The 26,585-nt window shown below is 71.5% G+C and carries 24 protein-coding genes and 1 tRNA gene; 19 read left to right on the top strand and 6 right to left on the bottom strand.

The annotated features are described in order from the left end of the window. Positions 1-28 precede the first annotated feature (28 nt). Entirely contained in the window at positions 29-448 is a 420-nt protein-coding gene (gene ndk / locus QK288_RS08550; protein ID WP_281267377.1) for a nucleoside-diphosphate kinase, read from the top strand. Between the two features lie 128 nt (positions 449-576). On the opposite strand, the gene QK288_RS08555 is transcribed toward ndk, so the two are convergent. Together QK288_RS08555 and QK288_RS08560 are read right to left on the bottom strand one after the other, a co-directional pair. Next, a complete protein-coding gene (locus QK288_RS08555; RefSeq protein WP_281267378.1) occupies positions 577-1,446 on the bottom strand; it encodes a thioredoxin domain-containing protein in 870 nt (289 codons plus the stop codon). A gap of 94 nt (positions 1,447-1,540) precedes the next feature. After that, complete coding sequence (locus QK288_RS08560) at positions 1,541-2,140, bottom strand: vitamin K epoxide reductase family protein (RefSeq protein ID WP_281267379.1); 600 nt, start codon at positions 2,138-2,140, stop codon at positions 1,541-1,543. Positions 2,141-2,477: 337 nt separating this feature from the next. Here QK288_RS08560 and QK288_RS08565 point away from each other — a divergent pair, with 337 nt between their 5' ends. Then, positions 2,478-5,393, top strand: coding sequence for an Rne/Rng family ribonuclease (locus QK288_RS08565; RefSeq protein WP_281267380.1), 2,916 nt, complete (start codon positions 2,478-2,480; stop codon positions 5,391-5,393). A gap of 2 nt (positions 5,394-5,395) precedes the next feature. Next, complete coding sequence (locus QK288_RS08570) at positions 5,396-6,253, top strand: hypothetical protein (protein WP_281267381.1); 858 nt, start codon at positions 5,396-5,398, stop codon at positions 6,251-6,253. A gap of 83 nt (positions 6,254-6,336) precedes the next feature. Here the strand turns inward: QK288_RS08570 and QK288_RS08575 are convergent, their stop codons facing one another. Beyond that, positions 6,337-6,609, bottom strand: a complete 273-nt coding sequence (locus tag QK288_RS08575) for a DUF4031 domain-containing protein (RefSeq protein WP_281267382.1) — start codon at positions 6,607-6,609, stop codon at positions 6,337-6,339. Positions 6,610-6,780: 171 nt separating this feature from the next. Here QK288_RS08575 and rplU point away from each other — a divergent pair, with 171 nt between their 5' ends. The 15 genes from rplU to QK288_RS08650 all read left to right on the top strand — a co-directional run bounded on the left by rplU (position 6,781) and on the right by QK288_RS08650 (position 22,646). Continuing rightward, complete coding sequence (gene rplU / locus QK288_RS08580) at positions 6,781-7,089, top strand: 50S ribosomal protein L21 (RefSeq protein ID WP_281267383.1); 309 nt, start codon at positions 6,781-6,783, stop codon at positions 7,087-7,089. 12 nt (positions 7,090-7,101) lie between these two features. After that, positions 7,102-7,353 (top strand): 50S ribosomal protein L27, encoded by a 252-nt coding sequence (gene rpmA, locus QK288_RS08585; RefSeq protein WP_071298800.1) that lies wholly within the window; start codon positions 7,102-7,104, stop codon positions 7,351-7,353. 125 nt (positions 7,354-7,478) lie between these two features. Then, positions 7,479-8,999, top strand: a complete 1,521-nt coding sequence (gene obgE / locus QK288_RS08590; protein WP_281267384.1) for a GTPase ObgE — start codon at positions 7,479-7,481, stop codon at positions 8,997-8,999. Between the two features lie 7 nt (positions 9,000-9,006). After that, the gene (proB, locus tag QK288_RS08595) at positions 9,007-9,825 is read left to right on the top strand and encodes a glutamate 5-kinase (RefSeq protein WP_281267385.1); all 819 of its coding nucleotides are present in this window, start codon (positions 9,007-9,009) and stop codon (positions 9,823-9,825) included. 95 nt (positions 9,826-9,920) lie between these two features. Further along, complete coding sequence (locus tag QK288_RS08600) at positions 9,921-11,186, top strand: glutamate-5-semialdehyde dehydrogenase (RefSeq protein ID WP_281267386.1); 1,266 nt, start codon at positions 9,921-9,923, stop codon at positions 11,184-11,186. A 41-nt stretch (positions 11,187-11,227) separates the two neighbouring features. After that, positions 11,228-11,428 carry a hypothetical protein gene (locus QK288_RS08605; protein WP_281267387.1) on the top strand — a complete coding sequence of 67 codons (201 nt, stop codon included), beginning with the start codon at positions 11,228-11,230 and terminating at the stop codon, positions 11,426-11,428. A gap of 11 nt (positions 11,429-11,439) precedes the next feature. Continuing rightward, positions 11,440-12,039 carry a nicotinate-nucleotide adenylyltransferase gene (gene nadD / locus QK288_RS08610; protein WP_281267388.1) on the top strand — a complete coding sequence of 200 codons (600 nt, stop codon included), beginning with the start codon at positions 11,440-11,442 and terminating at the stop codon, positions 12,037-12,039. Next, a complete protein-coding gene (locus QK288_RS08615) occupies positions 12,036-13,478 on the top strand; it encodes a hypothetical protein (protein ID WP_281267389.1) in 1,443 nt (480 codons plus the stop codon). The genes nadD and QK288_RS08615 overlap by 4 nt, the downstream gene beginning before the upstream one ends. Positions 13,479-13,577: 99 nt before the next feature. Then, on the top strand, positions 13,578-13,952 hold the full coding sequence (rsfS, locus tag QK288_RS08620; protein ID WP_281267390.1) for a ribosome silencing factor: 375 nt from the start codon (positions 13,578-13,580) through the stop codon (positions 13,950-13,952). 98 nt (positions 13,953-14,050) lie between these two features. Then, positions 14,051-14,126, top strand: a tRNA-Ala gene (locus QK288_RS08625). 70 nt (positions 14,127-14,196) lie between these two features. Beyond that, the gene (locus tag QK288_RS08630; protein WP_281267391.1) at positions 14,197-15,120 is read left to right on the top strand and encodes an aldose 1-epimerase family protein; all 924 of its coding nucleotides are present in this window, start codon (positions 14,197-14,199) and stop codon (positions 15,118-15,120) included. After that, positions 15,099-16,646: a chorismate-binding protein gene (locus QK288_RS08635; protein WP_281267392.1), complete on the top strand. Its 1,548-nt coding sequence runs from the start codon at positions 15,099-15,101 to the stop codon at positions 16,644-16,646. The genes QK288_RS08630 and QK288_RS08635 overlap by 22 nt, the downstream gene beginning before the upstream one ends. Positions 16,647-16,958: 312 nt before the next feature. Further along, positions 16,959-17,606 (top strand): hypothetical protein, encoded by a 648-nt coding sequence (locus tag QK288_RS08640; protein ID WP_281267393.1) that lies wholly within the window; start codon positions 16,959-16,961, stop codon positions 17,604-17,606. Beyond that, positions 17,603-19,222 carry a DNA polymerase Y family protein gene (locus QK288_RS08645; RefSeq protein WP_281267394.1) on the top strand — a complete coding sequence of 540 codons (1,620 nt, stop codon included), beginning with the start codon at positions 17,603-17,605 and terminating at the stop codon, positions 19,220-19,222. The genes QK288_RS08640 and QK288_RS08645 overlap by 4 nt, the downstream gene beginning before the upstream one ends. A gap of 13 nt (positions 19,223-19,235) precedes the next feature. Continuing rightward, positions 19,236-22,646 carry an error-prone DNA polymerase gene (locus QK288_RS08650; protein ID WP_281267395.1) on the top strand — a complete coding sequence of 1,137 codons (3,411 nt, stop codon included), beginning with the start codon at positions 19,236-19,238 and terminating at the stop codon, positions 22,644-22,646. Positions 22,647-22,677: 31 nt separating this feature from the next. On the opposite strand, the gene QK288_RS08655 is transcribed toward QK288_RS08650, so the two are convergent. Both QK288_RS08655 and QK288_RS08660 read right to left on the bottom strand, forming a co-directional pair. Beyond that, the gene (locus QK288_RS08655; RefSeq protein ID WP_281267396.1) at positions 22,678-24,147 is read right to left on the bottom strand and encodes a HAMP domain-containing sensor histidine kinase; all 1,470 of its coding nucleotides are present in this window, start codon (positions 24,145-24,147) and stop codon (positions 22,678-22,680) included. Between the two features lie 20 nt (positions 24,148-24,167). Then, positions 24,168-24,845, bottom strand: coding sequence for a response regulator transcription factor (locus tag QK288_RS08660; RefSeq protein WP_281267397.1), 678 nt, complete (start codon positions 24,843-24,845; stop codon positions 24,168-24,170). 194 nt (positions 24,846-25,039) lie between these two features. Between QK288_RS08660 and QK288_RS08665 the strand changes: the two genes are divergently transcribed. Continuing rightward, on the top strand, positions 25,040-25,348 hold the full coding sequence (locus QK288_RS08665) for a hypothetical protein (RefSeq protein ID WP_281267398.1): 309 nt from the start codon (positions 25,040-25,042) through the stop codon (positions 25,346-25,348). Positions 25,349-25,490: 142 nt separating this feature from the next. On the opposite strand, the gene QK288_RS08670 is transcribed toward QK288_RS08665, so the two are convergent. Beyond that, positions 25,491-26,570 carry an FUSC family protein gene (locus tag QK288_RS08670; RefSeq protein ID WP_281267399.1) on the bottom strand — a complete coding sequence of 360 codons (1,080 nt, stop codon included), beginning with the start codon at positions 26,568-26,570 and terminating at the stop codon, positions 25,491-25,493. Between the last annotated feature and the right edge of the window lie 15 nt (positions 26,571-26,585).

Below are 26,585 nucleotides of genomic sequence, written 5' to 3' on the forward strand. Positions count from 1 at the left end.
TCCACCCCCGAACCCCAGGGAGTACTGCGTGTCCGACTTCGAAGAGACCCTCGTCCTCGTCAAGCCCGACGGCGTCGCCCGCCAGCTCACCGGTGAGATCCTCCGCCGGATCGAAGCCAAGGGCTACGAGATCGTCGACCTGAAGATGCTGACGGCGCCGCGTGACCTGCTCGACGCGCACTACGAGGAGCACCAGGGCAAGCCGTTCTTCGAGCCGCTCGTGGAGTTCATGCAGTCCGGACCCGTCGTCGCCGTGCGCGTCGCCGGCAACGGTGCGATCGCGGGCTTCCGCTCGCTCGCCGGCACCACCGACCCCACGAGTGCCGCACCCGGGACGATCCGTGGTGACCTCGGTCGTGACTGGGGTCTCAAGGTGCAGCAGAACCTCGTGCACGGCTCGGACAGCACCGAGTCCGCCGCGCGCGAGCTCGGCCTCTGGTTCGCCTGACGCCGGCGCAGCCTGAGCCCGGCGCAGCTCGCACAACGAAAAGCACACCGCACCACGGAGACCCGTGGTGCGGTGTGCTTTTGGTTGTGCGGGGGAGCGGGACGCATCCGCGCCGAGCCGCAGACCGCCTAGTTCTTGACGGCCCCGCCGTTCTGCTCGACGAACGCGGCGAACGCGTCGGCGTCGGTCCAGGCGTTCGTACCGGTCGCGTTGTACTGCTTGCCGTTGACGATCACCGTCGGGGTGCCGGTCAGCTTGTCGAGGCTCGAGTTCGCGAGCGGCTGGGTCAGCGCACGGTTGGTGGCGTCCGCGACCCACCCGGCGAACTTCTGGTCGGTGATGCACGAGGCGACGTTCTTGTTCGTGGCCCCGGCGTCCTTGGCGATCGAAGCCAGCTTGGCGTTCGTCAGGCCGCGGGTGCCCTCTGACGGCTGGTTCTCGTAGAACGCGGTGTTCACGTCGAGGAAGGCGTCGGGGTCGTAGTTCGCGACGCAGGCGGCCGCTGCTGCCGAGCGCGTGGAGTACTTGGAGCCGAGCGAGGACCGGTCGAGCAGGTTGAACGGGTGCACCTCGAGCGTGGCGGAACCGCTCTGCACCCACTGCTTGATCTGGCTCATGTTGCCGGTCTCGAACTGGTTGCAGATCGGGCACATGTAGTCCTCGTACACGGTGATGTTCGCGACCGAGTCGTCCTGCTTGGTGGCCGTCGGCTTGCCGCCCTCGGGGATGCCCTTGGTCTCCACCGGCACGATCTTGCCGTTCTGCCCCTGCAGCACGATGCCGTCGCTCGCCATGTTCTTGGGCCCGGGGCCCGCTGGCTGGATCGAGTTCGCGATGACCAGCACGACGACGGCGATGACGGCGAGGGAGCCGACGATGATGCCGCTGATCGTCAGCGTCTTGTTGCGGCGCTTGCGGGCCTTCTCCTTCGCGCGCTGGGCGGCGGCGCGCTCCCGGGCCGCGTTCCTGCGAGCCTTCTTGCTCTCGTTGTCGCTCATCGAGAACGAGCGTAACGGGTGGCGACGCGCCCGAGGGTCGCCCTGGCTGAGAAGAGTCCAGGAATCAGGTGACGTGTCACCGAGTGCGATGGGATCAGAGGGTCGACAGCACCGTCGGGAAGACGATGAGGATCGACACGGCGATCACCAGGTAGTTCGCCAGCGGGAACGCCCAGCAGAACGGCAGCAGCGTCTTCCCGATGCGCTGTGCTCCGGGGCCGAAGGTTCCGCGCGCCATGTTCCAGATCGTGAAGACCCAGAACAGCGGGATCGTCATCGACCACACGAGCATGCACCACGGGCACAGGTACCCGATGAACCAGACGGTCTGCGAGAACAGCCACGTCACGAACACCCACGCCAGGAAGAGACCGGCGTTGAACGCGATCCAGAACCACTTGGCCCCGCGGATGCCGGCGAGCAGCGCCACGCCGACCGCGATCGGCGCGACGAAGCCCATCAGGCCGAGCAAGGGGTTCGGGAACCCGAAGAGGTGACCCTGCGCGCTCGCCATCACGTTCGAGCAGTTGACGAACGGGCTGACGTCGCAGGACAGCACCGCCTGCGGGTTCTCGTACTTCTGGAACTCGTCGAGCACGAGCCGGAACGAGGCGTACAGACCCACCGCCCCCGTGACGAGCAGCAGGATCGCGATCGCGACCGGACGACGGGTGGTGGGTGCAGTCGTACTCACGCCGACATCATGACATGGCGGTCTGCGCCTACCCGGGCCTCGCGTGCGATGATGGGGAGGTCACGCGGCCGATCCGTGTGACGACGAGAGCTTTCCGGGCGCATGCCCGGACGATCAGGCGCGGTGAGAGCGTGCCGTGACCGGACGACGCGTCACTCCGACGCCGAGCCGAGCGGAGCCGGGTGCTCCGCACGGATCGTGCGCGGACCGCATGAAGATGTCGACGCCGGACGGTCACGAACCCAGCGAGTGCGGGCGGCGGGGTCGCCGCCCGCCACAACAACAGAGTTCCCGCCGCCCCTCGGGGTGAGGGCGGGGTCGAGGAGTGCACCAGCACATGGTGGAGCAGAACGAGAACAACACGAACAACGACGAGAGCGCACCGAAGCGACGGGGCCGCCTGTTCGGCGGCCGCCGCGCACGGTCGGCCGGCAGCCTGGAGGCCCGTGGTGGCGCCCAGCCGTCGACCGACGCGGTCGAGACGGTCGCCGTCTCGGGCACCGAACCGGTCGCGCAGACCGGCACCGGTTCCGGGACGGACGCCGCGGCGGACGCGACGCCCGTGACGGACGCGAGCACCGCCTCCCGTCCGGAGGCGACCGACGCTGCGACGGACGCGACCAGCGAGGTCTCGGTCGAGGTCTCGGTCGTCACCGGCACGACGGACGCGCACGACGTCAGCACGCTCACCGGCGACCTGCCGGTGGTCGCGGCGGAGGCCGAGGCGTCCGCGGTCGCTGAGTCCGGCGCCGACGACACGGACGCGTCCGCGGTCGTCGCCGAGCAGCCGGAGGAACCGGTGGCCGAGCCGGCCGCTGAGCCCGTCGTGCCGAAGGCGACGTCGACGCTCAGCCTGATCTTCCACGCCCCGGTCCTGCCGGAGCTCCCGCAGCGTGCGGCGCGCCCCGAGCGGGACGACCGCTGGGACGACGAGGACGACCGCGACGAGCAGGGCGGTGGCAGCCGCCGCCGCACCCGTCGTCGTGGCTCGAGTGCCGACCGCGAGCCGCGTGAGCCGCGCGACCACCAGGAGCCCCGCCGCCGCGAGGTCGAGTACATCACCGAACCGCAGAAGGTGAAGGGCTCCACCCGTCTCGAGGCGAAGAAGCAGCGCCGCCGCGACGGCCGTGACGCCGGACGTCGTCGTCAGGTCGTGACCGAGGACGAGTTCCTCGCCCGTCGCGAGAGCGTCGACCGCCAGATGATCGTGCGCTCCTCCGCGCAGAAGATCGAGATCGGCGTCATCGAGGACAACGTCCTCGCCGAGCACTACGTCACCAAGTCGCACAACGTGTCGCTCATCGGCAACGTGTACCTCGGCAAGGTCCAGAACGTGCTGCCCTCGATGGAGGCCGCGTTCGTGGACATCGGCCGCGGGCGCAACGCCGTGCTCTACGCCGGCGAGGTCGACTGGAACTCCGTCGAGACCGGCAACCACGGCCGACGCATCGAGGCCGCCCTGAAGCCGGGCGACAAGGTCCTCGTGCAGGTCACGAAGGACCCCGTCGGCCACAAGGGTGCCCGTCTGACGAGCCAGGTCTCGCTGCCCGGCCGCTACCTCGTGTACGTGCCGAACGGTTCGATGAACGGCATTTCGCGCAAGCTCCCGGACACCGAGCGTGCACGTCTCAAGAAGATCCTCAAGGAGGTGCTGCCGGAGCACGCGGGCGTCATCGTCCGCACCGCTGCGGAGGGCGCCACCGAGGAGCAGCTCACCCGCGACGTGCAGCGCCTCACCGCGCAGTGGGAGGCCATCCAGAAGAAGGTGGCGAACGGGCACGCCCCGGTCATGCTGCACTCAGAGCCGGACCTGCTCGTCAAGATCGTGCGTGACGTCTTCAACGAGGACTTCACGAAGCTGATCATCGACGGCGACTCGGCGCGCGAGACCATCGAGGAGTACCTCGACGCCGTGGCGCCGGACCTCAAGGATCGCGTCGAGCTCTACGACGGCCCCGACTCCTTCGAGGAGCACCGTCTCAACGAGCAGATCGAGAAGGCGCTCGACCGCAAGGTCTGGCTGCCGTCGGGTGGTTCGCTCGTCATCGACCGCACCGAGGCCATGACGGTCGTCGACGTCAACACGGGCAAGTTCGTGGGCTCGGGGGGCAACCTCGAGGAGACCGTCACGAAGAACAACCTCGAGGCCGCCGAGGAGATCGTCCGCCAGCTCCGCCTGCGCGACATCGGCGGCATCATCGTCGTCGACTTCATCGACATGGTGCTCGAGTCGAACCGCGACCTCGTGCTGCGCCGACTCATCGAGTGCCTCAGCCGCGACCGCACGAAGCACCAGGTCGCGGAGGTCACCTCGCTCGGCCTCGTGCAGATGACCCGCAAGAAGATCGGCGTCGGGCTCCGCGAGTCCCTCGCCGAGGTCAACGCGCAGGTGAACGACAACAACGCGGACCCCGGTCCCTCCAAGGGCCGGCGCAAGGGTCGTGGCGGTTCGGGTGGCACGTCGGGCAACGGCGGGTCGAACGGCAGCAACGGCGGGTCGGGCAACGGCTCGGGCAACGGGTCGAACGGCAACGGGTCGCACGACCAGAAGTCGTCGCAGGCGCACCAGATCACCGACGACGTCAAGAACGCGCTGTCACGGATCGCCGCGTCGACCATCCCGCACGACGAGCCCGCCGTCACCGGCGTGGCCTCGCCCGCGTCGTCGGCCTCGGCTCCTTCCGAGTCACCGGTGTCGCCCGTCGTCGCTCCGGCGGCCGAGTCGACCGAGGGCGAGTCCTCTGGTGGCGCGAAGCGTCGTCGCCGTCGTGGTGGTCGCGCGAGCTCCGAGCAGACCGCCCCGGCGTCCACCGACGGCGTGCTGACGATCCCGGCCGCCGCCTCGGCTGGTTCGACTGATTCGGCCGATTCGTCCGCTTCGGCCGATTCGTCCGCTTCGGCTGATTCGTCCGCTTCCGTCGCCGATGCGCCGGTCGCTCCCGCGGCGCCCGTCGTCGAGGCCCCGAAGGAGAGCGCGCCGACCCGTCGACGGGTGTCGTCCTCGACGCCCGTGACGCCGGCGGACACCACCGTCGCGATCCTCGACATCCCCGTCGCGGTCACCAAGCGCGAGCCGCGCAAGGCCCCCGACGCCGACTCCCTGCTCGACTCGGTGCTGCAGGCGCTGCCCGAGCCGAAGCAGCCGGGTCAGGGACGCGCTCGCTCTCGTCGGGTGTCGTCGGGCAGCATCAGCGCGCCGGCCACCGCCGACGAGGGCACGACCGACGACGGCACCGTGATCCTGGGGAACTGACGGTGACGAACCCCGAGCAGCGTCCGCAGCACGACCGCGGGTATTACGGCGCCGGGTGGCAGCAGCAGCACCAGCCGCCGCTGCCACCCCAGCAGCCCGCTGGTGCCCAGGCTCTCGGTACCGGGCCCTCCGCACCGCCGCGTCCGCCGCGGCGTGCGGGGGACCCGACCAGGGCCTTCGCGCCCGGTGCATCGGCGGCCACCGTCGCCGGTGCGGCCATCGCGGTGGTCGGGCTCATCGCGATCCAGGCGGTTTCGGGGCTCGTCGGCCTGCTCGGTACGAGCATCACCGTGAGCCCGTTCCAGTCGTACGGCGGGCAGAGCGTCATCCTGAGCTTCGCGACGGGGGTGTTCCTCAGTCCGTTCCCGTTCTACGCGGGGGCGTTCCTCGGGTTCGCGTTCCTCACGCCGATCACCCGCCGGAGTCCGTTGCCGGTGGTGCTCCTCCGTGCCGTGCTCGGCGGGGCGGCCGGCACGGTGGCGCTCGCGCTCGTCGGCGTCTTCACGGGCGCGTACGGGACGATCGCCGCCGGTCCCGGACGTCTGGTCATCGACGTCGTCACGGCGCCGTTGCAGCGTGGTGTGCCCCTCACGGCGATGCTCCTCGCGACGGCGACCGTGGCGTGGCTCTGGCTCGGGCGTCCCCGCGGGGCGCGGCCTGGGCCGCACGCGGGCATGCCCGGCACGGTGCGCCCTGCCGACGCGGTGCCGCCCGCGACGGTGCAGCCCCAGCAGCCGTCGTCGTTCGCCCCGCAGCCCCCGCAGCAGGCGGCCCCGCAGCAGGGTCAGCCGTACCCGCAGCAGCAGCCGTACGGCCAGCGGCCCCCGGCGAACCCGTGGGGCCCACCGCCCGCACGCTGACGGGCTCCCGGCGCGACCACGGGACGGACGCGACCGATCCGGCGGACGCGCACCGAGCCTCCAGGCCGGCGCGCCGGCGCGGTCTAGAAGACGCGCTTGTCCCGCTGCGCGACCCGCAGCCCGCTCGCGATGAGCCGCAGCACCAGCTCGCGGCCGGTGACCGGCGTCGCACCGAGCGCCACGAGCTCGTCGTACCGCGCGAGCGGCACGTCGTAGTGGTCGTGGTCGAACGCGCGCCGGGGAACACCGGCCCGTGCAGCGAACTCGTGGAGTTCCGCGTACGATAGGTCACTGACGAGGTGCGACCACACGGTTTCGTGTGCGGGCCACGTCGGTGGGTCGATCAACACGGTCACTCCGACAGACTACGTGTGTCGCCGTTTGACCGGACCCATGGGCATCGAGTATTCTCGATCCCTGGTGTCAACGGGCGGTTCTGCCTGTGTCGTCGATCCCCAGTCCGACTGGGCAGATCGCGCCTAGGCACCCGAGACTTCCCTCAAGCAGAGTTACGTAAGGATTTCCACGTGGTTTACGCAGTAGTGCGCGCCGGCGGCCGTCAGGAGAAGGTCGAGGTCGGCACGATCCTCACCATCGATCGCGCCAAGGCCGATGACAAGGGCAACATCGAGCTCGCGCCCGTGCTCCTCGTGGACGGTGACAACATCACCTCCGCCGCGACCGACCTGGCCAAGGTGACCGTGACCGCCGAGGTGCTCGAGGACCTCCGCGGCAAGAAGGTCGTCATCCAGAAGTTCAAGAACAAGACCGGGTACAAGAAGCGCCAGGGTTTCCGCGCTGAGCTGACCCGCGTCAAGATCACCAAGATCGCGTAAGGGAGTCTCCTCATGGCACACAAGAAGGGTGCGAGTTCCACTCGCAACGGTCGCGACTCGAACGCACAGCGCCTCGGCGTGAAGCGCTTCGGTGGCGAGGTCGTCAACGCCGGTGAGATCATCGTCCGCCAGCGTGGCACGCACTTCCACCCGGGCGCCAACGTCGGCCGCGGTGGCGACGACACGCTGTTCGCCCTGGCCGCCGGCTCGGTCGAGTTCGGCACCAAGGGTGGCCGCAAGGTCATCAACATCGTCAACGCGTAGTACCCACTACAAGCACCGCTGACGACATCGCCGCCGCGTGAGCGGACGGCGACGCAAGTCTCAGGAGGAGGGGCAGGCCGAGTGCCTGCCCCTCCTTCCCATTTCTACGAAAGTGTGAACAACCGATGGCGACGTTCGTCGACGACGTGATCCTGCACCTCAGCGCGGGGAACGGCGGCAACGGCTGCGTGTCCGTTCGTCGCGAGAAGTTCAAGCCACTGGCCGGCCCGGACGGCGGGAACGGTGGCGACGGTGGCGACATCGTCCTCGTGGCCGACCCGCAGGTGACGACGCTGCTCGGGTACCACCGCTCACCGCACCGCTCCAGCCGCAACGGCCAGCCGGGCATGGGCGACATGCGCAGCGGCATCTCCGGGGAGGTCCTCGAGCTGCCCGTGCCCGTCGGCACCGTGGTCTTCGAGGAGAACGGCGATCTGCTCGCCGACATGACCGAGCCCGGGATGCGCGTCGTCGTGGCCCAGGGCGGTCAGGGCGGCCTCGGCAACGCCGCACTCGCGACAACGAAGCGCAAGGCGCCGGGGTTCGCACTCCTCGGGACCGAGGGGGAGTCCGGCGACGTCCGGCTCGAGCTGAAGACCATCGCCGACGTCGCACTCGTCGGGTACCCGAGCGCCGGAAAGTCCTCGCTCATCGCCGCGGTGTCCGCCGCGAAGCCGAAGATCGCGGACTACCCGTTCACGACCCTCACCCCGAACCTCGGCGTCGTCGAGTCCGGTGAGGTCCGCTTCACCGTCGCCGACGTCCCCGGCCTGATCGAGGGCGCATCGGAGGGCAAGGGCCTCGGCCTGGAGTTCCTCCGCCACGTGGAGCGCTGCGAGGTGCTCCTGCACGTCATCGACTGCGCCACGCTCGACCCCGGTCGCGACCCGATCAGCGACCTCGACGTGCTCCTCGGCGAGCTCGAGCGCTACCCGGTTCCCGAGGGACAGGTCCCGCTCGCCGAGCGCCCCCAGCTCATCGCGCTCAACAAGGTCGACGTGCCCGACGCCGCGGAACTCGCGGCCTTCGTCACGCCCGAACTCGAAGCGCGCGGCTACCGGGTCTTCTCGATCTCGACCGCGTCGCACCAGGGCCTCCGCGAGCTGACGTTCGCCCTCGCCGACATCGTCGAGCAGGCCAGGGCCACCGCTTCGGCCGAGCCGGTCCAGGAGCGCATCGTCATCCGCCCGAAGGCCGTCGACGCCAAGGGTGGCTTCACCGTCCGTGCCGAGGGCGGCGAGGAGCACCGCTTCTACCGCGTGCGCGGCACGAAGCCGGAGCGCTGGATCCAGCAGACCGACTTCACCAACGAGGAGGCGATCGGCTACCTGGCCGACCGGCTCGCGAAGCTCGGTGTCGAGGACGGGCTCTTCAAGGCCGGGGCCGTCGCCGGGTCGACCGTCGTCATCGGCGGCGAGGGCGGCATGGTCTTCGACTGGGAGCCGACGCTCACGTCGACCGCCGAACTCATCACGAGCGCCCGCGGGACGGACGCCCGCGTCGACATGAACATGCGTCCGACCCGCAACCAGCGGCGCGAGGAGTACTTCGAGCGCATGGACGCCAAGGCCGCCGCGCGCGCCGAACTCGAGTCGGAGCGCAAGTCCGGGCTGTGGGCGGACGAGGACCCCGCGGAAGAGGACTGACCAGCACATGACCGACACGACCGACCAGACCGCACTCGGCCCCGTCACGACGCGCGAGGACATCCCGCGCGCTCGACGGATCGTGGTCAAGGTCGGGTCGTCGTCGGTCAGCGGTCCGAACACCGGGCAGATCGGTGCGCTCGTCGACGCCCTCGCCGCGGCGTACGGACGGGGCACCGAAGTCGTCCTGGTGTCGTCGGGTGCGATCGCGACGGGGTTCCCGTTCCTCGGGCTCGAGGGGCGTCCCGACGACCTCGCCACCCAGCAGGCGGCGGCGGCGACCGGGCAGAACGTGCTCATGTTCCGGTACCAGCAGCAGCTCGACCGGCACGGTGTCGTCGCGGCGCAGATCCTCCTCACCGCCGGTGACCTGCAGAACCCGACCCACCGTGTGAACGCGCAGCGCGCCATCGACCGGTTGCTGGCGCTCCGGGTGCTGCCCATCGTCAACGAGAACGACACCGTGGCCACCCACGAGATCCGCTTCGGCGACAACGACCGGCTCGCGGCCCTCGTCGCACGACTGCTCGGCGCAGACGCCCTCGTGCTGCTCTCCGACATCGAGGCGCTGTACACGCGGCCCCCTGAGCAGCCCGGTGCCGAGCGGATCGACGAGGTACCGTTCGGCGACGAGCTCGCCGGGGTCACGTTCGGGTCCGTCGGCGCAGCGGGCGTCGGCACCGGGGGAGCGGGGACGAAGGTCGCTGCCGCCCGGCTCGCTGCGGAGGCCGGGACGTCCGTCCTGGTCACCGACACGGCGCTGGTCGCGCAGGCGCTGGCCGGCGAGCACGTGGGCACCTGGTTCCACGCGGCGCCGCGTTCCTGAGCCGGTCCGGACGCCCGGACTGGAGGCCCTGGTCGACCGGCCCCGTCGGCTCGCGTCCGCCGTCATCCGGACCCGGGCAGACCTACAATCGAGCCATGTCGCTGACCGCTCCCGCACCGACCCTCTCGGACAAGCTCGTCGCGTCCCGCGCGGCGGCGGCGTCGCTGGCGACCGCCACCACTGCGGCGAAGGACGCGGCGCTCCGCGCGATCGCCGTGGCGGTCCGTGCCGCGACCGACGAGATCGTCGCGGCGAACCACGGCGACCTGGTCGCCGGTGAGGAATCCGGCCTGACCGGCGGGCTGCTCGACCGGCTGCGACTCGACCCGGCCCGCATCGAGGCCCTCGCGGCGGCGGTCGAACACGTCGTCGGACTCACCGACCCGGTCGGGCAGTCGGTCCGCGGCTCGGTCCTGCCGAACGGACTGCAGCTGTCACAGGTCCGCGTGCCGTTCGGCGTCGTCGGCGCGATCTACGAAGCACGTCCCAACGTCACCGTGGACATCGCGAGCCTGGCGCTGAAGAGCGGCAACGCCGTCGTCCTGCGGGGTGGATCAGCGGCGCAGCGCACCAACGCCGTGCTCGTCGCGCGCATCCAGGACGCCGTGGAGTCGGTCGGACTGCCACGCGACCTCGTGCAGACCATCGACGAGTTCGGACGGCAGGGCGCCACGGAGCTGATGCGCGCCCGTGGCCTCGTCGACGTCCTCATCCCGCGGGGGAGCGCCTCGCTCATCCAGACGGTCGTGACCGAGTCGCAGGTACCGGTGATCGAGACCGGTGCCGGCGTCGTGCACGTGTACCTGGACGAGTCAGCGCCGCTCGAACGGTCGGTGGACATCGTCCTCAACAGCAAGGTGCAGCGTCCGAGCGTGTGCAACGCGCTCGAGACCCTGCTCGTCCACCGCGGTGCGGCGGAACGACTCCTGCCGACCCTCGCGAGCCGGCTGCGCGCGGCGGGGGTCACCCTGCGCGGCGACGAGGAGACCCGTGCGATCGTGCCGGGTGTGCTCCGTGCGACGGATGTCGACTGGGCGACCGAGTCGATGGACCTCGACCTCTCGATCCGGGTCGTGCCCGACGTCGACGGCGCGATGGCGCACATCGCGAAGTGGTCGACGCACCACACCGAGTCGATCGTGACGAACGACGTCGACACCGCCGAGCGGTTCATCGCGGCCGTCGACTCCGCCGTGGTGATGGTGAACGCGTCGACGCGGTTCACCGACGGCGGGGAGTTCGGCTTCGGCGCCGAGGTGGGCATCTCGACCCAGAAGCTGCACGCACGCGGGCCGATGGGGCTGCCGGAACTGACCAGCACGAAGTGGGTCGTGCGCGGACAGGGTCAGATCCGCGGCTAGACTGGTCCGCAGTCTTCCTCGACCGATCGGAGCACCGCAGCATGACCCTCCTCGCAGAAGCCGCCGAGCACGCCTCGGGGGTCCCCGCGTTCATCTTCCCGGTCGTGGCCGCAGCGTTCTTCACGCTCCTCGGGTTCGTCACGTGGTCCTTCCGTGACGTCGCGTACCGTCACTCGAACAAGTTCGAGGCCACCCGCACGCACGAGACCGGTGTGGACGAGTTCGGCCACACGAAGATCTGACGCGCTGCTCGATGCTCGAGAGCTCGGGGCGGCCCCGCATCGGCGTGATGGGTGGCACGTTCGACCCCATCCACCACGGCCACCTCGTGGCCGCGTCGGAGGTCGCCAAGTCGTTCGACCTCGACGAGGTCGTCTTCGTCCCCACCGGACAGCCCTACATGAAGTCGGGCGTCACCGACGCCGAACACCGGTACCTGATGACGGTCATCGCGACCGCATCCAACCCGATGTTCACGGTGAGCCGCGTGGACATCGACCGGCCGGGCCCGACCTACACGGTCGACACGCTCCGCGACCTGCACGACCAGCGGCCCGATGCGCAGCTCGTCTTCATCTCCGGCGCAGACGCCGTCCAGCAGATTGTCGACTGGAAAGACCATGATGGCCTCTGGGACCTCGCGCACTTCGTCGCCGTGACCCGCCCAGGGCACAACCTGAGCATCACCGGTCTGCCCGAACGCGACGTAAGCTTGCTCGAAGTCCCCGCGCTGGCCATATCGTCGACCGACTGCCGCGACCGGGTGAGACGCGGAAACCCCGTGTGGTACTTGGTCCCCGACGGTGTCGTCCAGTACATCACCAAGCACCACCTGTATCGGAGCGTTGCATGAGTCCGTCCGACGCGCAGCCGCCACTGTCGCGGCGCCAGGCGCGCGAGCGTGAGCGCGCGGCGAACGCCGGCGCGCAGCCCGTGACCCCGCCGCCGACCGTGGCTTCGGAGCCCGTCTCCTCGGAGACCGCCTCCTCGGGGACCGTCTCCTCGGACACGCCGACGTCGGCCGACGCCGGGCGTCGTCGCCCGGGGTCGCACGTCGCACCCGCGGCCGCCGCACCCGTGCAGGCGCCCTCCTCTTCCGCGGTCCCGCCGCAGGCGTCGGCCGGGGTCCCGTCGCCGCCACCGGCGTCCGCGACCGAGATCGTGCCGGGTACCGGCGGACTGACCCGTCGGCAGATCCGCCAGATGCGTGCGGCCGAAGGGCAGGGCGTCCGTCCCGTCCCGCTGCAGAACCCCACGCCACAGTCCTCCGACCGCACCGTGCAGGACGTCATCGGGACCGTCGGTTCCCTGTCGCCCGACGAGCGTGCGGCAGCGCCGACCGCTCCGTCCGGGTTCGCCGGGTCGAGCGCGCCGGTCGCACCCGTCCCGGACATCGAGCCCGAGGTCGTCCCGGAGTCGTCCGGTCCGACCCAGCTCGACCCGGCCGCCGTCGAGCAGGCCACCTCCGCCGACGGCTCGCCCGACGACCTCGAACCCCTGGACGAAGCCGCGGCGCACGCCGAGGAGCCGCGCCGCCACCGCTCGACGTGGGCACCGCAGGCGGACGCCGACGACGTCCCAGAGGCGCAGCTGGTCGACGACATCGTCGCTCCGGCGGACGAGCAGCCGGCTGCCTCGGCCCCCGGCGTCTTCCCGCTCTCGCTCGACGCCGACGACGACGACACGAACGAGGTCCCGATCCAGTCGCCCGAGGCGCAGGACGGATCGACCTCGCAGGACGAGCCCACGCCGGCGCCCGCCGGCTCCGCCTTCCGTCGCCCGGTCGAACCGAAGCCCGTCACCACCGCGTTCGAGGCGCCGACGGGGCACTGGTCCACCCAGGCACACGACTCGCACGACGCCGAGGTGCACGACGAGGAGACCGGCACCCGCCGTGTCGCCGAGACGCGCACCAACGCGCTGATCCTGCCGAACTCCGCCCTCGCGGACCCGACCGGAGCGCTGAACGCCACCGGCGAGGTCATCCTCACCGGCTCGATCGACCTGCCGGCGTCCCTGTCCTCGACCGGGTCGCACCGGCCGATCGACGGCGCCGAGGTCGACCGCCTGCTCGACCAGCACGACGAGCAGCCCGAGACCGACGCCAGCCCCGTCCGGGCGAGCCGTGCGGTGTCGAGCCACACCTCGACCCGCCAGGTGGTGCTCGCCGCCGCGAAGCCGAAGGAGTCGCGCACGCCGCTCATCCTCGGCATCACCGTGAGTGCTGTCGGCGTCGCTGCGGCAGCCGTGATCATCGTGGCCCTCGTGACGACGAACTTCTTCGGGTCCTGACGTCCACCGTCGGGTACCCACCCCTCGCCGCCGTCGGTGGTGTGACCTATGATCGTGTCCCATCCGGCGGAAGTGTCGGATGACAACCGGAAGGACTCCGTGACCGCCTCTCCTCGCGCACTGGAACTCGTACAGATCGCCGCCGGCGCCGCTGACGCCAAGCAGGCAGACGACCTCGTCGCGCTCGACGTGACCGGGCCCCTGCAGCTCACCGACGTGTTCCTCCTGGCCACCGGGCGCAACGAGCGCAACGTGATGGCCATCGCGGACGAGGTCGAGGACCGGATGCTCCAGGCCGGCGCGAAGACCCTGCGTCGGGAAGGCCGGAGCGAGGGCCGCTGGGTCCTCATCGACTTCGGCGACGTCGTCGTGCACGTCTTCCACGAAGAAGACCGCCAGTACTACTCGCTCGAGCGCCTCTGGTCGGACTGCCCGACCATCCCGCTCGAGATCCCGGCCGAGCACACCGCGTAGTCCTGCCGACGCGCCCGGGGTCCCGCCTCGATTTCGTTCCCCGGGGCGCGCATGGTGTACGCTTCACTGGTGCCTCCGGGAAGTCGGAGAAACGAAATGGGTCTGTGGCGCAGCTGGTAGCGCACCTGCATGGCATGCAGGGGGTCAGGGGTTCGAGTCCCCTCAGATCCACCATCGAAGCCCCGTTCTCCACAGGAGAGCGGGGCTTCTTCGTTGTGTTCTGCGCTCCCACTACGCTGATCGCATGAGCAACGACGCCCCGCTGTCCGGTTCGCAGCTGACCATCTCGGCCGCCGGTTACACCGCCGAGATCGCGACGGTGGGGGCGACCCTCCGCTCGCTCCAGCACCGCGGCCGCGACCTGGTCGTGCCGTTCGCCGCTGACGAGGTCCGCCCGGTGTTCCGTGGCGCCGTCCTCGCACCGTGGCCGAACCGGGTCGTCGACGGCCGCTACACCTTCGACGGGCAAGAGCACGAGCTGGCCCTGTCCGAACCCGCACGCGGGCACGCGCTGCACGGCCTCGTCGGGTGGACCGACTTCGCCGTCGCGCTCCACGAACCGGACCGCGTCGTCCTGATGACGACGATCGCGCCGCAGGCCGGGTACCCGTTCCGCGTCGTGGTCCACGTCGAGTACCGGCTCGACGCCGGGGGACTCCGCACGACGATCACGGGGAAGAACACCGGGGACGATCGCGCACCGTGGGGGACCGGGCCGCACCCGTACCTCCGCGCGGGCGAGGGGACCGTGGACGACTGGACGCTGACGCTGCCGGCGACCGAGGTCCTCGAGGTCACCGCGGACCGGCTGATCCCGACGGCGCTCGTCCCCGTGCACGACGAGTTCGACCTCAGGACCCCGACCGCGATCGGCCCGCGGTTCGTCGACCACGCCTTCACCGGCTTCGACCGCGACGCCGACGGCACCGCGACGATCGCGCTGACCGCCCGCGACGGACACGGCGTCCGGGTGACGTTCGGGCCGGAGTGCCCGTGGGTCCAGGTGCACACCGCCGACCACGTCGTCCCCGAGTACCACCGTGCCGGTCTCGCCGTCGAGCCGATGACCGGTGCGCCCGACGCCTTCAACGCGGGCACCGAGCGCGGGCTCGTCGTGCTCGACCCAGGGGCCGCACACTCCGCCGCATGGACGATCGCCGCGATCTGACCTCGGGGGCCGGTTCCCCGCGCATCGAGATCCGGCAGCTCGACGGCGTCGACCCGGTGTCGTTCGCCGGCACGCTCGGGGGCGACGTCGTCTGGCTGGACTCCTCGCTGCCCGCCGGTGCGCCGGACAGCGCGCGGGACCGGGCACGCTGGTCGGTCCTCGCGCCGTGTGACGGCGCGTTCACCGCCCGGTTCCGGCACCAGGACCGGCGTGCACACCTCGACGTGTCCATGCCGCTCCTGGCATGGTTCGGCGTGTCCCGCTCCGAGGACCGTCCGGCCTTCGACGTCCTCGCGGACCTGCTCGCGCTGACGCCCCGACTCGCCGAGCCGATCCCGGGGCTGGGGTTCGCGCTCGGGTGGGTCGGGTTCCTCGGCTACGAGCTCGGTCGTGAGTCGGGCGGTCCCGACCGCACCGCGGACGGACACGCGGACGCGGACCTGCGGTTCGTCGACCGCGCCGTCGTCGTCCGCGACGACGGTGCGGCATGGGCGCTCGCGCTCGTCGACGACGCGGAACCGGACGCGTCGGCGGCGAACCGGGCATGGCTCGAGACGGTGGCGGACGGCGGACCGGCGGCCGACGTCGGGGACGTGCCCCCGAGCCTCCCGTCCGGTCCGGCGAGCGGCCGCGTGTCGCGCGCCGTCTACGAGACCGCGGTCGACGCGTGCCGCGCCGAGATCCGCGACGGCAACGCGTTCCAGGTCTGCCTCACCACCGCCTTCTCGGTACCGGGCACCGGACGGGAGGCCCTGGCTGGTCCCGGTACGGACCCGCACCTGGTCGAGTACCTGCGGATGCGCGCGGCGGACCCCGTCCCGTTCGGCGCCTACCTGCGGCTCGGCCCGCTGCGCGTGGCCAGCAGGTCGCCGGAGCGGTTCCTGCGGATCGGCGCGGACGGCAGGGTGCTCGCCGAGCCGATCAAGGGGACCAGGCGGCGGCTCACGGACCCCGATGCGGACCCCGCGGCAGATCTCGCGGTGCGGGACGAGCTCGCGGCGAGCGTCAAGGACCGCGCGGAGAACGTGATGATCGTCGACCTGCTGCGGAACGACCTGCTCCGCACGGCGGTGCCCGGTTCGGTGCACGTCGACCGGCTGTGCGCGGTCGAGACGTACGCGAGCGTCCACCAGATGGTCTCGACGATCGGTGCCGTGTTGCCGGAGGGCGTGTCGCGGGCGGACGTGGTCCGTGCGGCCTTCCCGCCGGGTTCGATGACCGGTGCGCCGAAGACCAGCGCGATGGCGATCGCATCGCGGCTCGAAGGCGGGCCACGCGGGGTGTACTCCGGGGCGATCGGGTACTTCTCGGCGAGCGGGGCGGTGGATCTGTCGGTGGTGATCCGCACACTGGTGACGGTGCTCGACGACTGTGGTGCTGCCGGGTCGCGGACTGCGGTCCGGTCGCGGACGCTCGGCGCCGGGGGAGCGGTGACGTGGTCCTCGGTCGCCGGTGACGAGGCGGACGAGGCCCTGACGAAGACCCGGTCGGTGCTCGGCAGCATGGGGGTCGTCGCCGACTGGTAGCCGCCCGAGTGTGTTCGAAGACGTGTTCGAATCGTTGTCCACAGAATGTCGGTCCCGATTGACATCATCGAACACGTGTTCGAACATGATGTGATGCAGACGGCGGCGGCACTCCGGTCGCCCGGGGCTCGCGCACCGCGCCCCGGGCGGGACGGTGCTGTGCGGGACGGTGCTGTGCGGGACGGTGCTGCGCGGGACGGTGCTGCGCGGGACGGTGCTGTGCGAGACGGTGCTGCGCGTGGGGCTGACCACATCGCTGATGCGCGGGCGGCGCTCGACCGGATCACGTCCCTGCGGTCGCGGGTCGCCGACATGGAAGCCACGCGTGTCGACACCGCGGGGCTCCCCACCGCCCCGGCGCTCGAGCCGCTGCTGCCCGGCGGGGCGATCCGTGTGGGCGGGACCTACGCCGTGCCGGAGTCCGTCCTGCTCGCGATGACCATGCTGCAGGCGGCTTCGGCGGCGGGGGCGTGGTGCGCCGTCGTGGGCGTGCCGTCCTTCGGCGTCGAGGCAGCAGCTGCCGCCGGCATCGACCTCGAACGGCTCGTGCTCGTGCCGGACCCCGGCGACCAGTGGCTCGCGGTGACCTCCGCGATGGCCGACGTCGCGCAGATCGTGCTCACCCGCCCGCTCGGGCGGGTGGTGCCAGGTGACGTCGCGCGGCTCTCCGCGCGGCTGCGGCAGCGCGGTGCGGCACTGGTCGCGCTCGGTTCCTGGCCGGGCGCCGACGTCACGCTCCGGGTGACGTCGTCGTCGTGGAGCGGTATCGGGCAGGGACACGGGCACCTGACGGAGCGACGTGCGACCGTGACCGCGACCGGTCGTGCCGGTGCGGTGCGTCCGGTCAGCGCCGAGCTGCTGCTCCCGGCGGCGGACGGCGTCGTGCGGGCAGCGGTCCAGGCGCCGGTGGCGCTCCCCGGCGACACGCGTGGCTTCCGCCCCGTGGCGGTGGCGTCGTGATCGGGCGCGGTCGGATCCGTGCCGACGCACTCGTCCGGGGCGCCGCGATGCCGGAGCCCCCACCCACCAGGACGATCGTGCTCTGGTGCCCCGACTGGCCGGTCATCGCCGCGGCCCGTGCAGCAGGGGTGCCGCCGGAACAGCCCTTCGCCGTGGTGTCGAAGGGGCAGGTCTTCGCGAGTTCTGCCTCGGCCAGGCAATCAGGCGTCGTGCGCGGACTCCGCGTGCGCGAAGCTCAGGCGCGCTGCCCGGAGCTCGTCGTGCAGCCGTACGACGAGGGCCTCGACCACCGCGCGTTCGAACCGGTCATCCGCGCGGTCGAAGCGGCGGTCCCCGGGGTCGAGGTCCTGCGACCGGGCACCGTCGCGCTGCGCTCCCGTGGCCCGGCGCGCTACTACGGCGGCGAGCGGGCAGCGGCGGCGACGCTCGCGGGCATCGCGGCGGACCACGGTGCCCCCGCGGTGCGTGCCGGAGTGGCGGACACGCCGTTCGCGGCGGACCAGGCGGCACGTGCCCGGCCGGTCCGCCCGGGGGAGCGCGTCCGGATCGTACCCGTCGACGGCTCGGCGGAGTTCCTCGCCGACCTGCCGCTCGGTGTCCTCGGCGACGCCGACCTCGCGATGGTGCTCGGACGGCTCGGCATCGCCACCCTCGGGGAGTTCGCCGCGTTCACCGACGAGCAGGTCCGCGACCGGTTCGGGGTCGCCGGCGCGTTCCTGCACCGGCTCGCGGGCGGACGCGACCCGCGGGAGATCTCGTCGCGGCCGGTCCCGCCCGAACTCCGGGTGGAAGCAGCGTTCGAGCCGCCGCTCGACCGTGCCGACCAGATCGCGTTCGCGTTCCGGCGGACGGCAGACGACTTCGCCGCCCGGCTCCGTGCCGCCGGGCTCGTCGCGACGACCATCCGCGTCGGCATCGTCGACGAGCGGGACATCCTGCTCGAACGCACGTGGGCGCACCCGCGCTGGTTCGACGCCGCCGACGTGGTCGACCGGGTGCGCTGGCAGCTCGCCGGCGGCGTCGACCCGACCGGGCTCGAAGCCCCCGTGACCTCGGTCGTGCTCGAGCCGGTCGCGGTCGACGACATGGCGAACCACGAGCGCGGGCTGTGGGGGTCCGGGCCGGACGAACGCGTGCACCACGGTCTCGCCCGCGTGCAGGGCATGGTCGGTCACGACGGGGTGGTGACGCCGCGGGTCGGTGGTGGTCGCACCCTGTCCGAGCGGGTCGTGCTCGTGCCGTGGGGCGATGCTCCCGCCGCCGACCTCGCGTCCGTCGCCGACCGTCCCTGGCCGGGCAAGCTGCCGGGGCCACCGCCGGCGACGGTGCTCGAACGGCCGCGCCCGGTGGACGTGGTGGCGTCGGACGGCGGCAGCGTCGACGTCGACGACCGCGGGGTGCTCTCCGGAGCGCCGGAGCGCTTCCGCGCCGAGGCCGACCGCGGTGGCCGGTTCGCCCCGGTCACGGCGTGGGCGGGACCGTGGCCGCTCGTCGTGCGCTGGTGGGACGCCGGCGGACGACGCCTGCACCGGCTGCAGCTCGTCGACGCCGAGGGGCGCGCCTGGTACCTCGTGCTGGCGGACCACCGGTGGTGGGCGGAAGCGGTGGCGACGTGAGCGAGGGATCCTGATGGGCTACAGCAACCCACCGATCCCGTGGTCGGAGTTCGAGCGCGCCCTGTCCGACAAGCGGAGCCCCGGTTCCACGAACGCCGGCGACGGCGGGGACAGCCCGGCGTGGTCCAGGAAGCGTGCGCCGTACGTCCCCGCGGAGCCGACGCAGTCCGACGGGCCGCCCGCCGTGCCCTACGCCGAACTGCACGCGCACTCGACCTTCAGCTTCCTCGACGGTGCGAGCCAGCCGGAGCACCTCTTCGAAGAGGCCGCCCGGCTGCGCCTGCACGCCCTCGCGCTCACCGACCACGACGGCTTCTACGGCGCCGCCCGGATGGCAGAGGTGGCAGAGGCCTACCCGGCCGTCGGCACCGTGTACGGCACCGAGCTGTCCCTCGGGCTCACCGAACCGCAGAACGGCGTCCCCGACCCCGAGGGCTCCCACCTGCTGCTGCTCGCCGACGGCCAGGACGGCTACCACCGGCTCGCCGGCGCCGTGACAAGCGCGCACCTCGCGGCCGGCTCCGAGAAGGGGCGCCCGCGGTACGACCTCGACGACCTCGCGTCCCGCGCGGACGGACACTGGCGGGTGCTCACCGGCTGCCGGAAGGGCAGCGTGCGCCAGGCACTCGAGCAGGGCGGGGAGTCGTCGGCGGAGACGGCGCTCCGCGTGCTCCTCGACCGCTTCGGGACCGGCAACGTCGTGGTGGAGCTGCTCGACCACGGCGACCCGCTCGACAGCGCCCGCAACGACGTCCTCGCCGCCCTCGCCGCCCGGCACGCGCTGCCGGTCGTGGCCACCGGCAACGTGCACTACGCCACCCCCGACCGCTTCCCGGTGGCCACCGCCCTCGCCGCGGTCCGGGCCCGGCGCAGTCTCGACGAGATCGACGGCTGGCTGCCGGCAGCCGACTCGGCACACCTGCGATCCGGCGCCGAGATGGCCAGGCGGTTCGCCCGCTACCCCGGCGCCGTCGAGTACAGCGTGACGCTCGCCGACGAGCTCGGGTTCCGGCTGAAGACCGTCAAACCGGGGCTGCCCGACCTCGACGTGCCGGACGGCCACACGGCGATGTCGTGGCTTCGGGAACTCACGTGGGCCGGGGCACGACGGCTGTACCCGGGCAGTGCGGACGGGGTCGACCCGCACAAGCGGCAGCGCATCGAACGCGAGCTGTCCGTGATCGAGGACAAGAACTTCCCCGGGTACTTCCTCATCGTCCGCGACATGGTGCAGTACGCCCGCGGGCGGGGGATCCTCTGCCAGGGACGCGGCTCGGCGGCGAACTCGGCGGTCTGCTACCTGCTCGAGATCACCGCGGTCGACTCCATCCGGTACGGACTGCCGTTCGAGCGGTTCCTGTCGGCGATGCGCGACGAGGAACCCGACATCGACGTCGACTTCGACTCGGACCGCCGCGAAGAGGTGATCCAGTACGTCTACGAGAAGTACGGCAGGTACAACGCCGCACAGGTGGCGAACGTGATCACCTACCGGCCGAAGGGCGCCGTGCGGGACATGGCGAAGGCGCTCGGGCACAGCCCCGGCCAGCAGGACGCCTGGTCGAAGCAGGTCGAGCGGTGGGGCTCGGTCACCGAGAGCGAGGACCACGACATCCCCCCGGCGGTCGTCGGGCTGGCGAGCGAGGTCCTGGGGTTCCCGCGGCACCTCGGCATCCACTCGGGCGGGATGGTGCTCACCGACCGTCCCGTTGGTGAGGTGGTGCCGATCGAGCACGCCAGGATGGACGGCCGCACGGTCCTGCAGTGGGACAAGGACGACTGCGCGTACATGGGCCTCGTGAAGTTCGACATGCTCGGGCTCGGCATGCTCGCGGCGCTGCAGTACTCGTTCGACCTGGCTGCCGAGCACTGCGGGGAACGCTGGGAGATGCACTCCATCCCGAAGGAGGAGCAGGGCGTCTACGACCAGCTCTGCCGCGCGGACACGATCGGGGTGTTCCAGGTGGAGTCACGTGCGCAGATGGGCACGCTGCCCCGGCTGCTCCCGAGACGCTTCTACGACCTCGTGATCGAGGTCGCGCTGGTCCGCCCCGGGCCGATCCAGGGCGGTGCGGTGCACCCCTACATCCGTCGGCGCACCGGTGAGGAACCGATCACCTATCTGCATCCGGCACTCGAACCCGTGCTCGAACGCACCCTCGGCGTACCGCTGTTCCAGGAGCAGCTCATGCAGATGGCGATCGCGGTCGGCAACTGCTCCGGAGACGACGCCGACCTGCTGCGCCGGGCGATGGGGTCCAAGCGCGGGCATGAGAAGATCGACCGGCTCCGCGACAAGCTCTACGCAGGGATGGCCGACAACGGCATCCACGGCGCCGACGCCGATGCGATCTACGCGAAGATCCAGGCGTTCGCGAACTTCGGGTTCGCGGAGAGCCACTCGATCAGCTTCGCGCTCATCGTCTACGCCAGTGCGTGGATGCGGCTGCACTACCCAGGGGCGTTCCTGGCGGCACTCCTCCGGGCGCAGCCGATGGGGTTCTACTCGCCGCAGACCCTCGTCGCGGACGCCAGGCGGCACGGGGTGACGGTGCTCCGGCCGGACATCCTGCGCTCGGGCGTCGACGCGACGCTCGAGCCGACGGGGGAGCCGGCGCCGGAGACCGACGACGCGTGCCTCGATCCGGAGCAGGCACCCGTGCTGCCGTTCGACAAGGCGCTTCCCGACGACACGGCGAGACACCGCCGCGACGGTGCGTTCGCCGTGCGCCTCGGACTCGCCGAGGTCGCGTCGCTCGGACGGAAGAGCGCCGAGCGGATCGTCGCCGAGCGCGATGCACACGGACCGTTCGCCGACATGTCCGACCTCGCCCGCCGGGTCGGGCTGACCACCGCGCAGCTCGAGGCACTCGCCGCTGCCGACGCGTTCGCACCGTTCGGGGTCGACCGCCGGGGTGGGATGTGGTCGGCGGCGCAGGCCGCTGCCGAGCGTGCCGACCAGCTGCCGGACACGCAGGTCGTCGTGCAGCCGCCGCTGTTCGGGCAGATGACCAGCGGGGACGTCCTCATCGCGGACATGTGGTCCACGGGCATGACGACGGACGACCACCCGGTCCGGCACGTCCGCGACCGGCTGCGTGCGAAACGGGTGCTCAGCGTCGGGGACCTCGCCGCTGCGGAGACCGGGCGGCGGATCGAGGTGGGCGGGATCGTCACGCACCGGCAGCGACCGGCGACCGCATCCGGCATCACGTTCATGAACGTCGAGGACGAGACCGGGCTGGTGAACGTGATCTGCAGCGTCGGGGTGTGGGGACGCTACCGACGAGTCGCCCGTGAGTCGCCGGCGGTGATCGTGCGGGGCATCCTCGAGCGGTCCCAGGACGGCGTGGTCAACGTGGTCGCGGACCGCATCGAGCACCTGCCGCTCGCGGTGCGCACCCGCTCGCGGGACTTCCAGTGAGCGCGGCGCTGCCGCGGGCGCGCCCGACTGGTCAGCGCACCTCGGGGACGCGGATGGTGACCTCGAGACCACCGGAACGGACGTTGCGGAGGGATGCCGTGCCTCCCGCCTGTTCCGCGATCGCGCGCACGATCGCGAGCCCGAGACCGGAGCCACCGGGCAGCGGGATGCCGCCGGTCGCCGGGTCCGGGTTCGGGCGGGACTTCCTGGCCTCGTCCGGCCGGGTGAAGCGGTCGAAGGCGACGGCGACGAACGACTCGGGGACCCCTGGCCCGTCGTCGGTGACCTGGAGCTCGCCGAAGCCGGGCGTGCTCCGCCACGTCACCAGGATGCCGCCGCCGCGGGGCAGCGCCGCGACCGCGTTGCCGGCGATGTTCGTCACGAGCTGCGCCATCGCGCCGGTGTCGAGCCGGTACCGGGGCTCCACCGTGCCGCCGCCGATACCGGGGCCGGAGCCGCCGACGGAGACCGGGGCCTCGAGGTCGAAGTCGACGGTGATGTCCTTCGTGCCCGCGATCAGTCGGACACGGTCGACGGCGGCCATCACCTCGTCGCCGAGGTCCGACCACGCGGTCAGCGTCTGGCGGTCCCCGTCCTCGGAACGACGCTCGGACTCCTCGATGCGCGACAGCGTCAAGAGGTCGTTCGCCAGGCGGGACAGTCGTGCGACGTTGTTCTTCGCCCGCTCGATGTGCTCGGCGAGCGCCCGGGCGTCGTCGGCGTCGAGCGAGGCGAGGTCGAGCTGGGTGGTGAGGATCGCGAGGGGTGTCCGGAGTTCGTGGCTGGCGTCGGAGACCATCTGGCGCTCGCGCTCGGTCGCCTGCCTGGTCCGCGCGAGGAACGCGTTCAGGGTCGTCGCGAGCGACGCCAGTTCGTCCTGCGCCGGGCCGACCGGCAGCTCCGCGCGCTCGGGGGCGACGGAGAGGCGCTCGGCCTCGCGGCGCATCCGGTTCACCGGGCGGAGAGCCGCCGTGGCGAGCGCCCACGACGCGACACCGAACGCGACGAGGATCGCCAGGCCGGTGATCGAAAGGGTGGTGGTGAGGTCGTCGACGACGATCGACTCGGCCTGCGAGTTGCGCGCTGCGACGACGGTCCAGCGTCCGGCCTGGTTCACCGGGTGCTCGACGACGGCGCGGTACTCGGAGCCACCGACGTCGATGACCGTCGTGCCGGCGCGCGTCGCGGTCAGGCTGCCGAGCGCCCGCTCGACGCGGGTCGGCATCGTGGAGAGCACGATGTCACCGGAGGGGGAGACGACGGCGACCAGCTGGAGGTTGCCCGGTGGGGACAGGTCGGGGCTGCTGTCGACCTCGAGCGTCGCCACGTACGGATCGGCGTCGGCGTCGAGCAGCGTCCTGGTCGCGGAGGCGACCACGCTGACGACCTGGAAGCGCATGACCAGGACGAGCAGCACGATGACGACCGCGGCGATCGCCGTCGAGCCGATCGTGATCCGCGACCGGAGCGAGAGCAGCCGGAGCGGCCTGACGAAGCGCATCGGCGTGACGGGCCTGCCCGTCAGGAACCGAGCAGGTCGAGCCGGTAGCCGCGGCCACGCACGGTGGAGATCGCGACCGTCGCTTCATGCGACGTGAGCTTCTTCCTGAGGTACGAGATGTACTGCTCGACGACGTTCGGGTCGACGTGCTGCGACCCGTCCCAGACCTCTTCGAGGATCTTGGGGCGGTCGACCACGGTGCCGACGGAACGGGCGAGCAGCCGCAGGAGCGCGAACTCCGTCGGGCTGACGGCGACGCGCTGGCCCTGGATGGAGACGCGTCGGGCCTCGGAATCGATCGAGACGTCGCCGACCTCGATCGTCCGCGGTGCTCCGGCCGCCTCGCGCCGGCCGAGTGCTCGCAGTCGGGCGGTGAGCTCGGCGAAGGCGAACGGCTTCGTGAGGTAGTCGTCGGCACCGGCGTCGAGACCGAACACCCGGTCGTCGACGGCGTCGCGGGCGGTGACGAGCAGGATGCGGACGGGGTCCTCGCGTTCCCGGATCCGTCGAGCGAGCTCGAACCCGGACATGCCTGGCATCATCACGTCGACGACCGCGAGCTCGAATGCCTGCTCACCGAGCGCGATGAGCGCCTCGACACCGTTCTCGACCGCGGTGACGCGGTACCCCTCGGCAGCGAGACCGCGTTCCATGAGGGCGCGCATCTCGTCGTCGTCCTCGACCACCAACAACCGCATAGTGGACCTCCTGGGACCCATCGTGGCATCGAACCGTCGTTCACGGGCGGACCGACGTGCATCCCGACTGAATCTCGTCACAGTGAACACGGGGCGTGGCCCACGATCGAGGGACGTGAGGACTGCTTGCGTCCTTGCTAGGCTCCCCGACCGGACGTCTGTACCCGACAGAACGTCCTGTCTCTGGGGGAGCCATGAACGACGAGCCGGACCACCCGGCCATCATCCGCCTGCGCACCGAGCTCGATGCCGCGTGGAAGGGGGTCGGGGCGCTGGGGCAGATGGACGACGGTCGTCGTGAGCGCATCGTCGCCGAGCTGCGCGCCTCCGTGCCCGACGTCGCCAGTCGCGCGGCGCGCGAGGCCGGTCAGGAGGCGGTGTTCGCCGAGATCCGTCGGTTCGCGGACGCCGAGGTGGTGGTGTCCGATCCCTCGGTCCCGACGCGGACGATCTGGGGACAGATCGTCCACACCGCGGCAGAGGCGGCGATCGCGGCTCGCTGACGGTGGGGCGTTCCGCGCGTAGGAAGCTGAATCGCGCGTAGGAAGCCGGAATTTCCGACCTCCTACGCGCGAAACGACCTCCGACGCGCGAAGACGCCCACCCCCGAAACGCCCCCGTGCCGCCCCCGCGCCCCCCGACCGGTCAGTCGTCCTCGCCGAGGAGCTCCTCGCGGACGCGGCGGATGTCCTCGAGCAACGCCCCGATGAGGATCCAGTGCCGGGAGTTCGGCCGCACGACCTCGAGCGGTGCCGTCAGCGCGGGCTCCGCAGGGTCGTCGAACCCGTCCGCGGCGGACGCGGAGACCGACGACGAGGTCGCCGACGCCACGACGGCCGACTCGACCTGGGCGCCGAGCGCCCGGACGTCGGCACCGATCCGGGCGACCTCGGTGGCGATCCGCCCGACCATCGGGTCGGCACGGAGGTCCGGCGCGGTGTTGTCCTGGATCGCGCGGGTCATCCCGGTCACGCGGGTGACGAGCACACGCAGGTGCTCGGTGACGACGACGTCGCGCTCGAGGATGGTGCGGTGCCGCCCACCGCGGGGGTTCATCGTGAGGGACTCCTGCGCGGAGGTCAGGGCCGCCTCGGCCTTGGCGTGCTGCTGTCGCAGGGATCGTGCACGGAGGAGGGCGTCGTGCCAACGGTCGCGGTCCCAGCCCTCGGTGAGTCCGATCGCCACCCGCTCGAACGCCACCGCGGTGTCGCGGGCGAGCCGGGCGACGGCCAGGTGTGCGGGGCCGAGCAGGACCGGCGGCACGATGACGGCGTTCACGACGAGCGCGACGGCGGCGCCGAGCACGGTCTCGAGGATCCGGTCGGCGGAGTAGTTCGGCGTGACGATCCCTGCGGTGAGCACGAGCATGCCGCTGATCGCGACCTGCGTGGCCGAGGTCGGGGTCAGCCGCAGGGCCCACGCGATGAGGATCGCGACCACGATGACGAGCAGCACGACCCACACGGAGTCACCGAGCGCGAAGTGCAGCCCCGTGGCGAGCAGCACCCCGAGCACGACACCGGCGCTCCGCTCGAGGCCCTTCACGAAGGACTGGTTGATGCTCGGCTGCACGACGAGGAGCGCCGCGATCGCCGCGAAGGTCGGGAACGGGCCGTTGATGACGACCTGGCACAGCAACACCGCCGCGACGACCGCGACCGCCGTCTTGACGACCTGCAGGAACGGCGTGCGACTCGAGCTGCGGAGGCGCGCGACGGGGTTCACGACGACCACGGTAGC

This window comes from Curtobacterium sp. 9128 (assembly GCF_900086645.1).
Taxonomy (GTDB): domain Bacteria; phylum Actinomycetota; class Actinomycetes; order Actinomycetales; family Microbacteriaceae; genus Curtobacterium.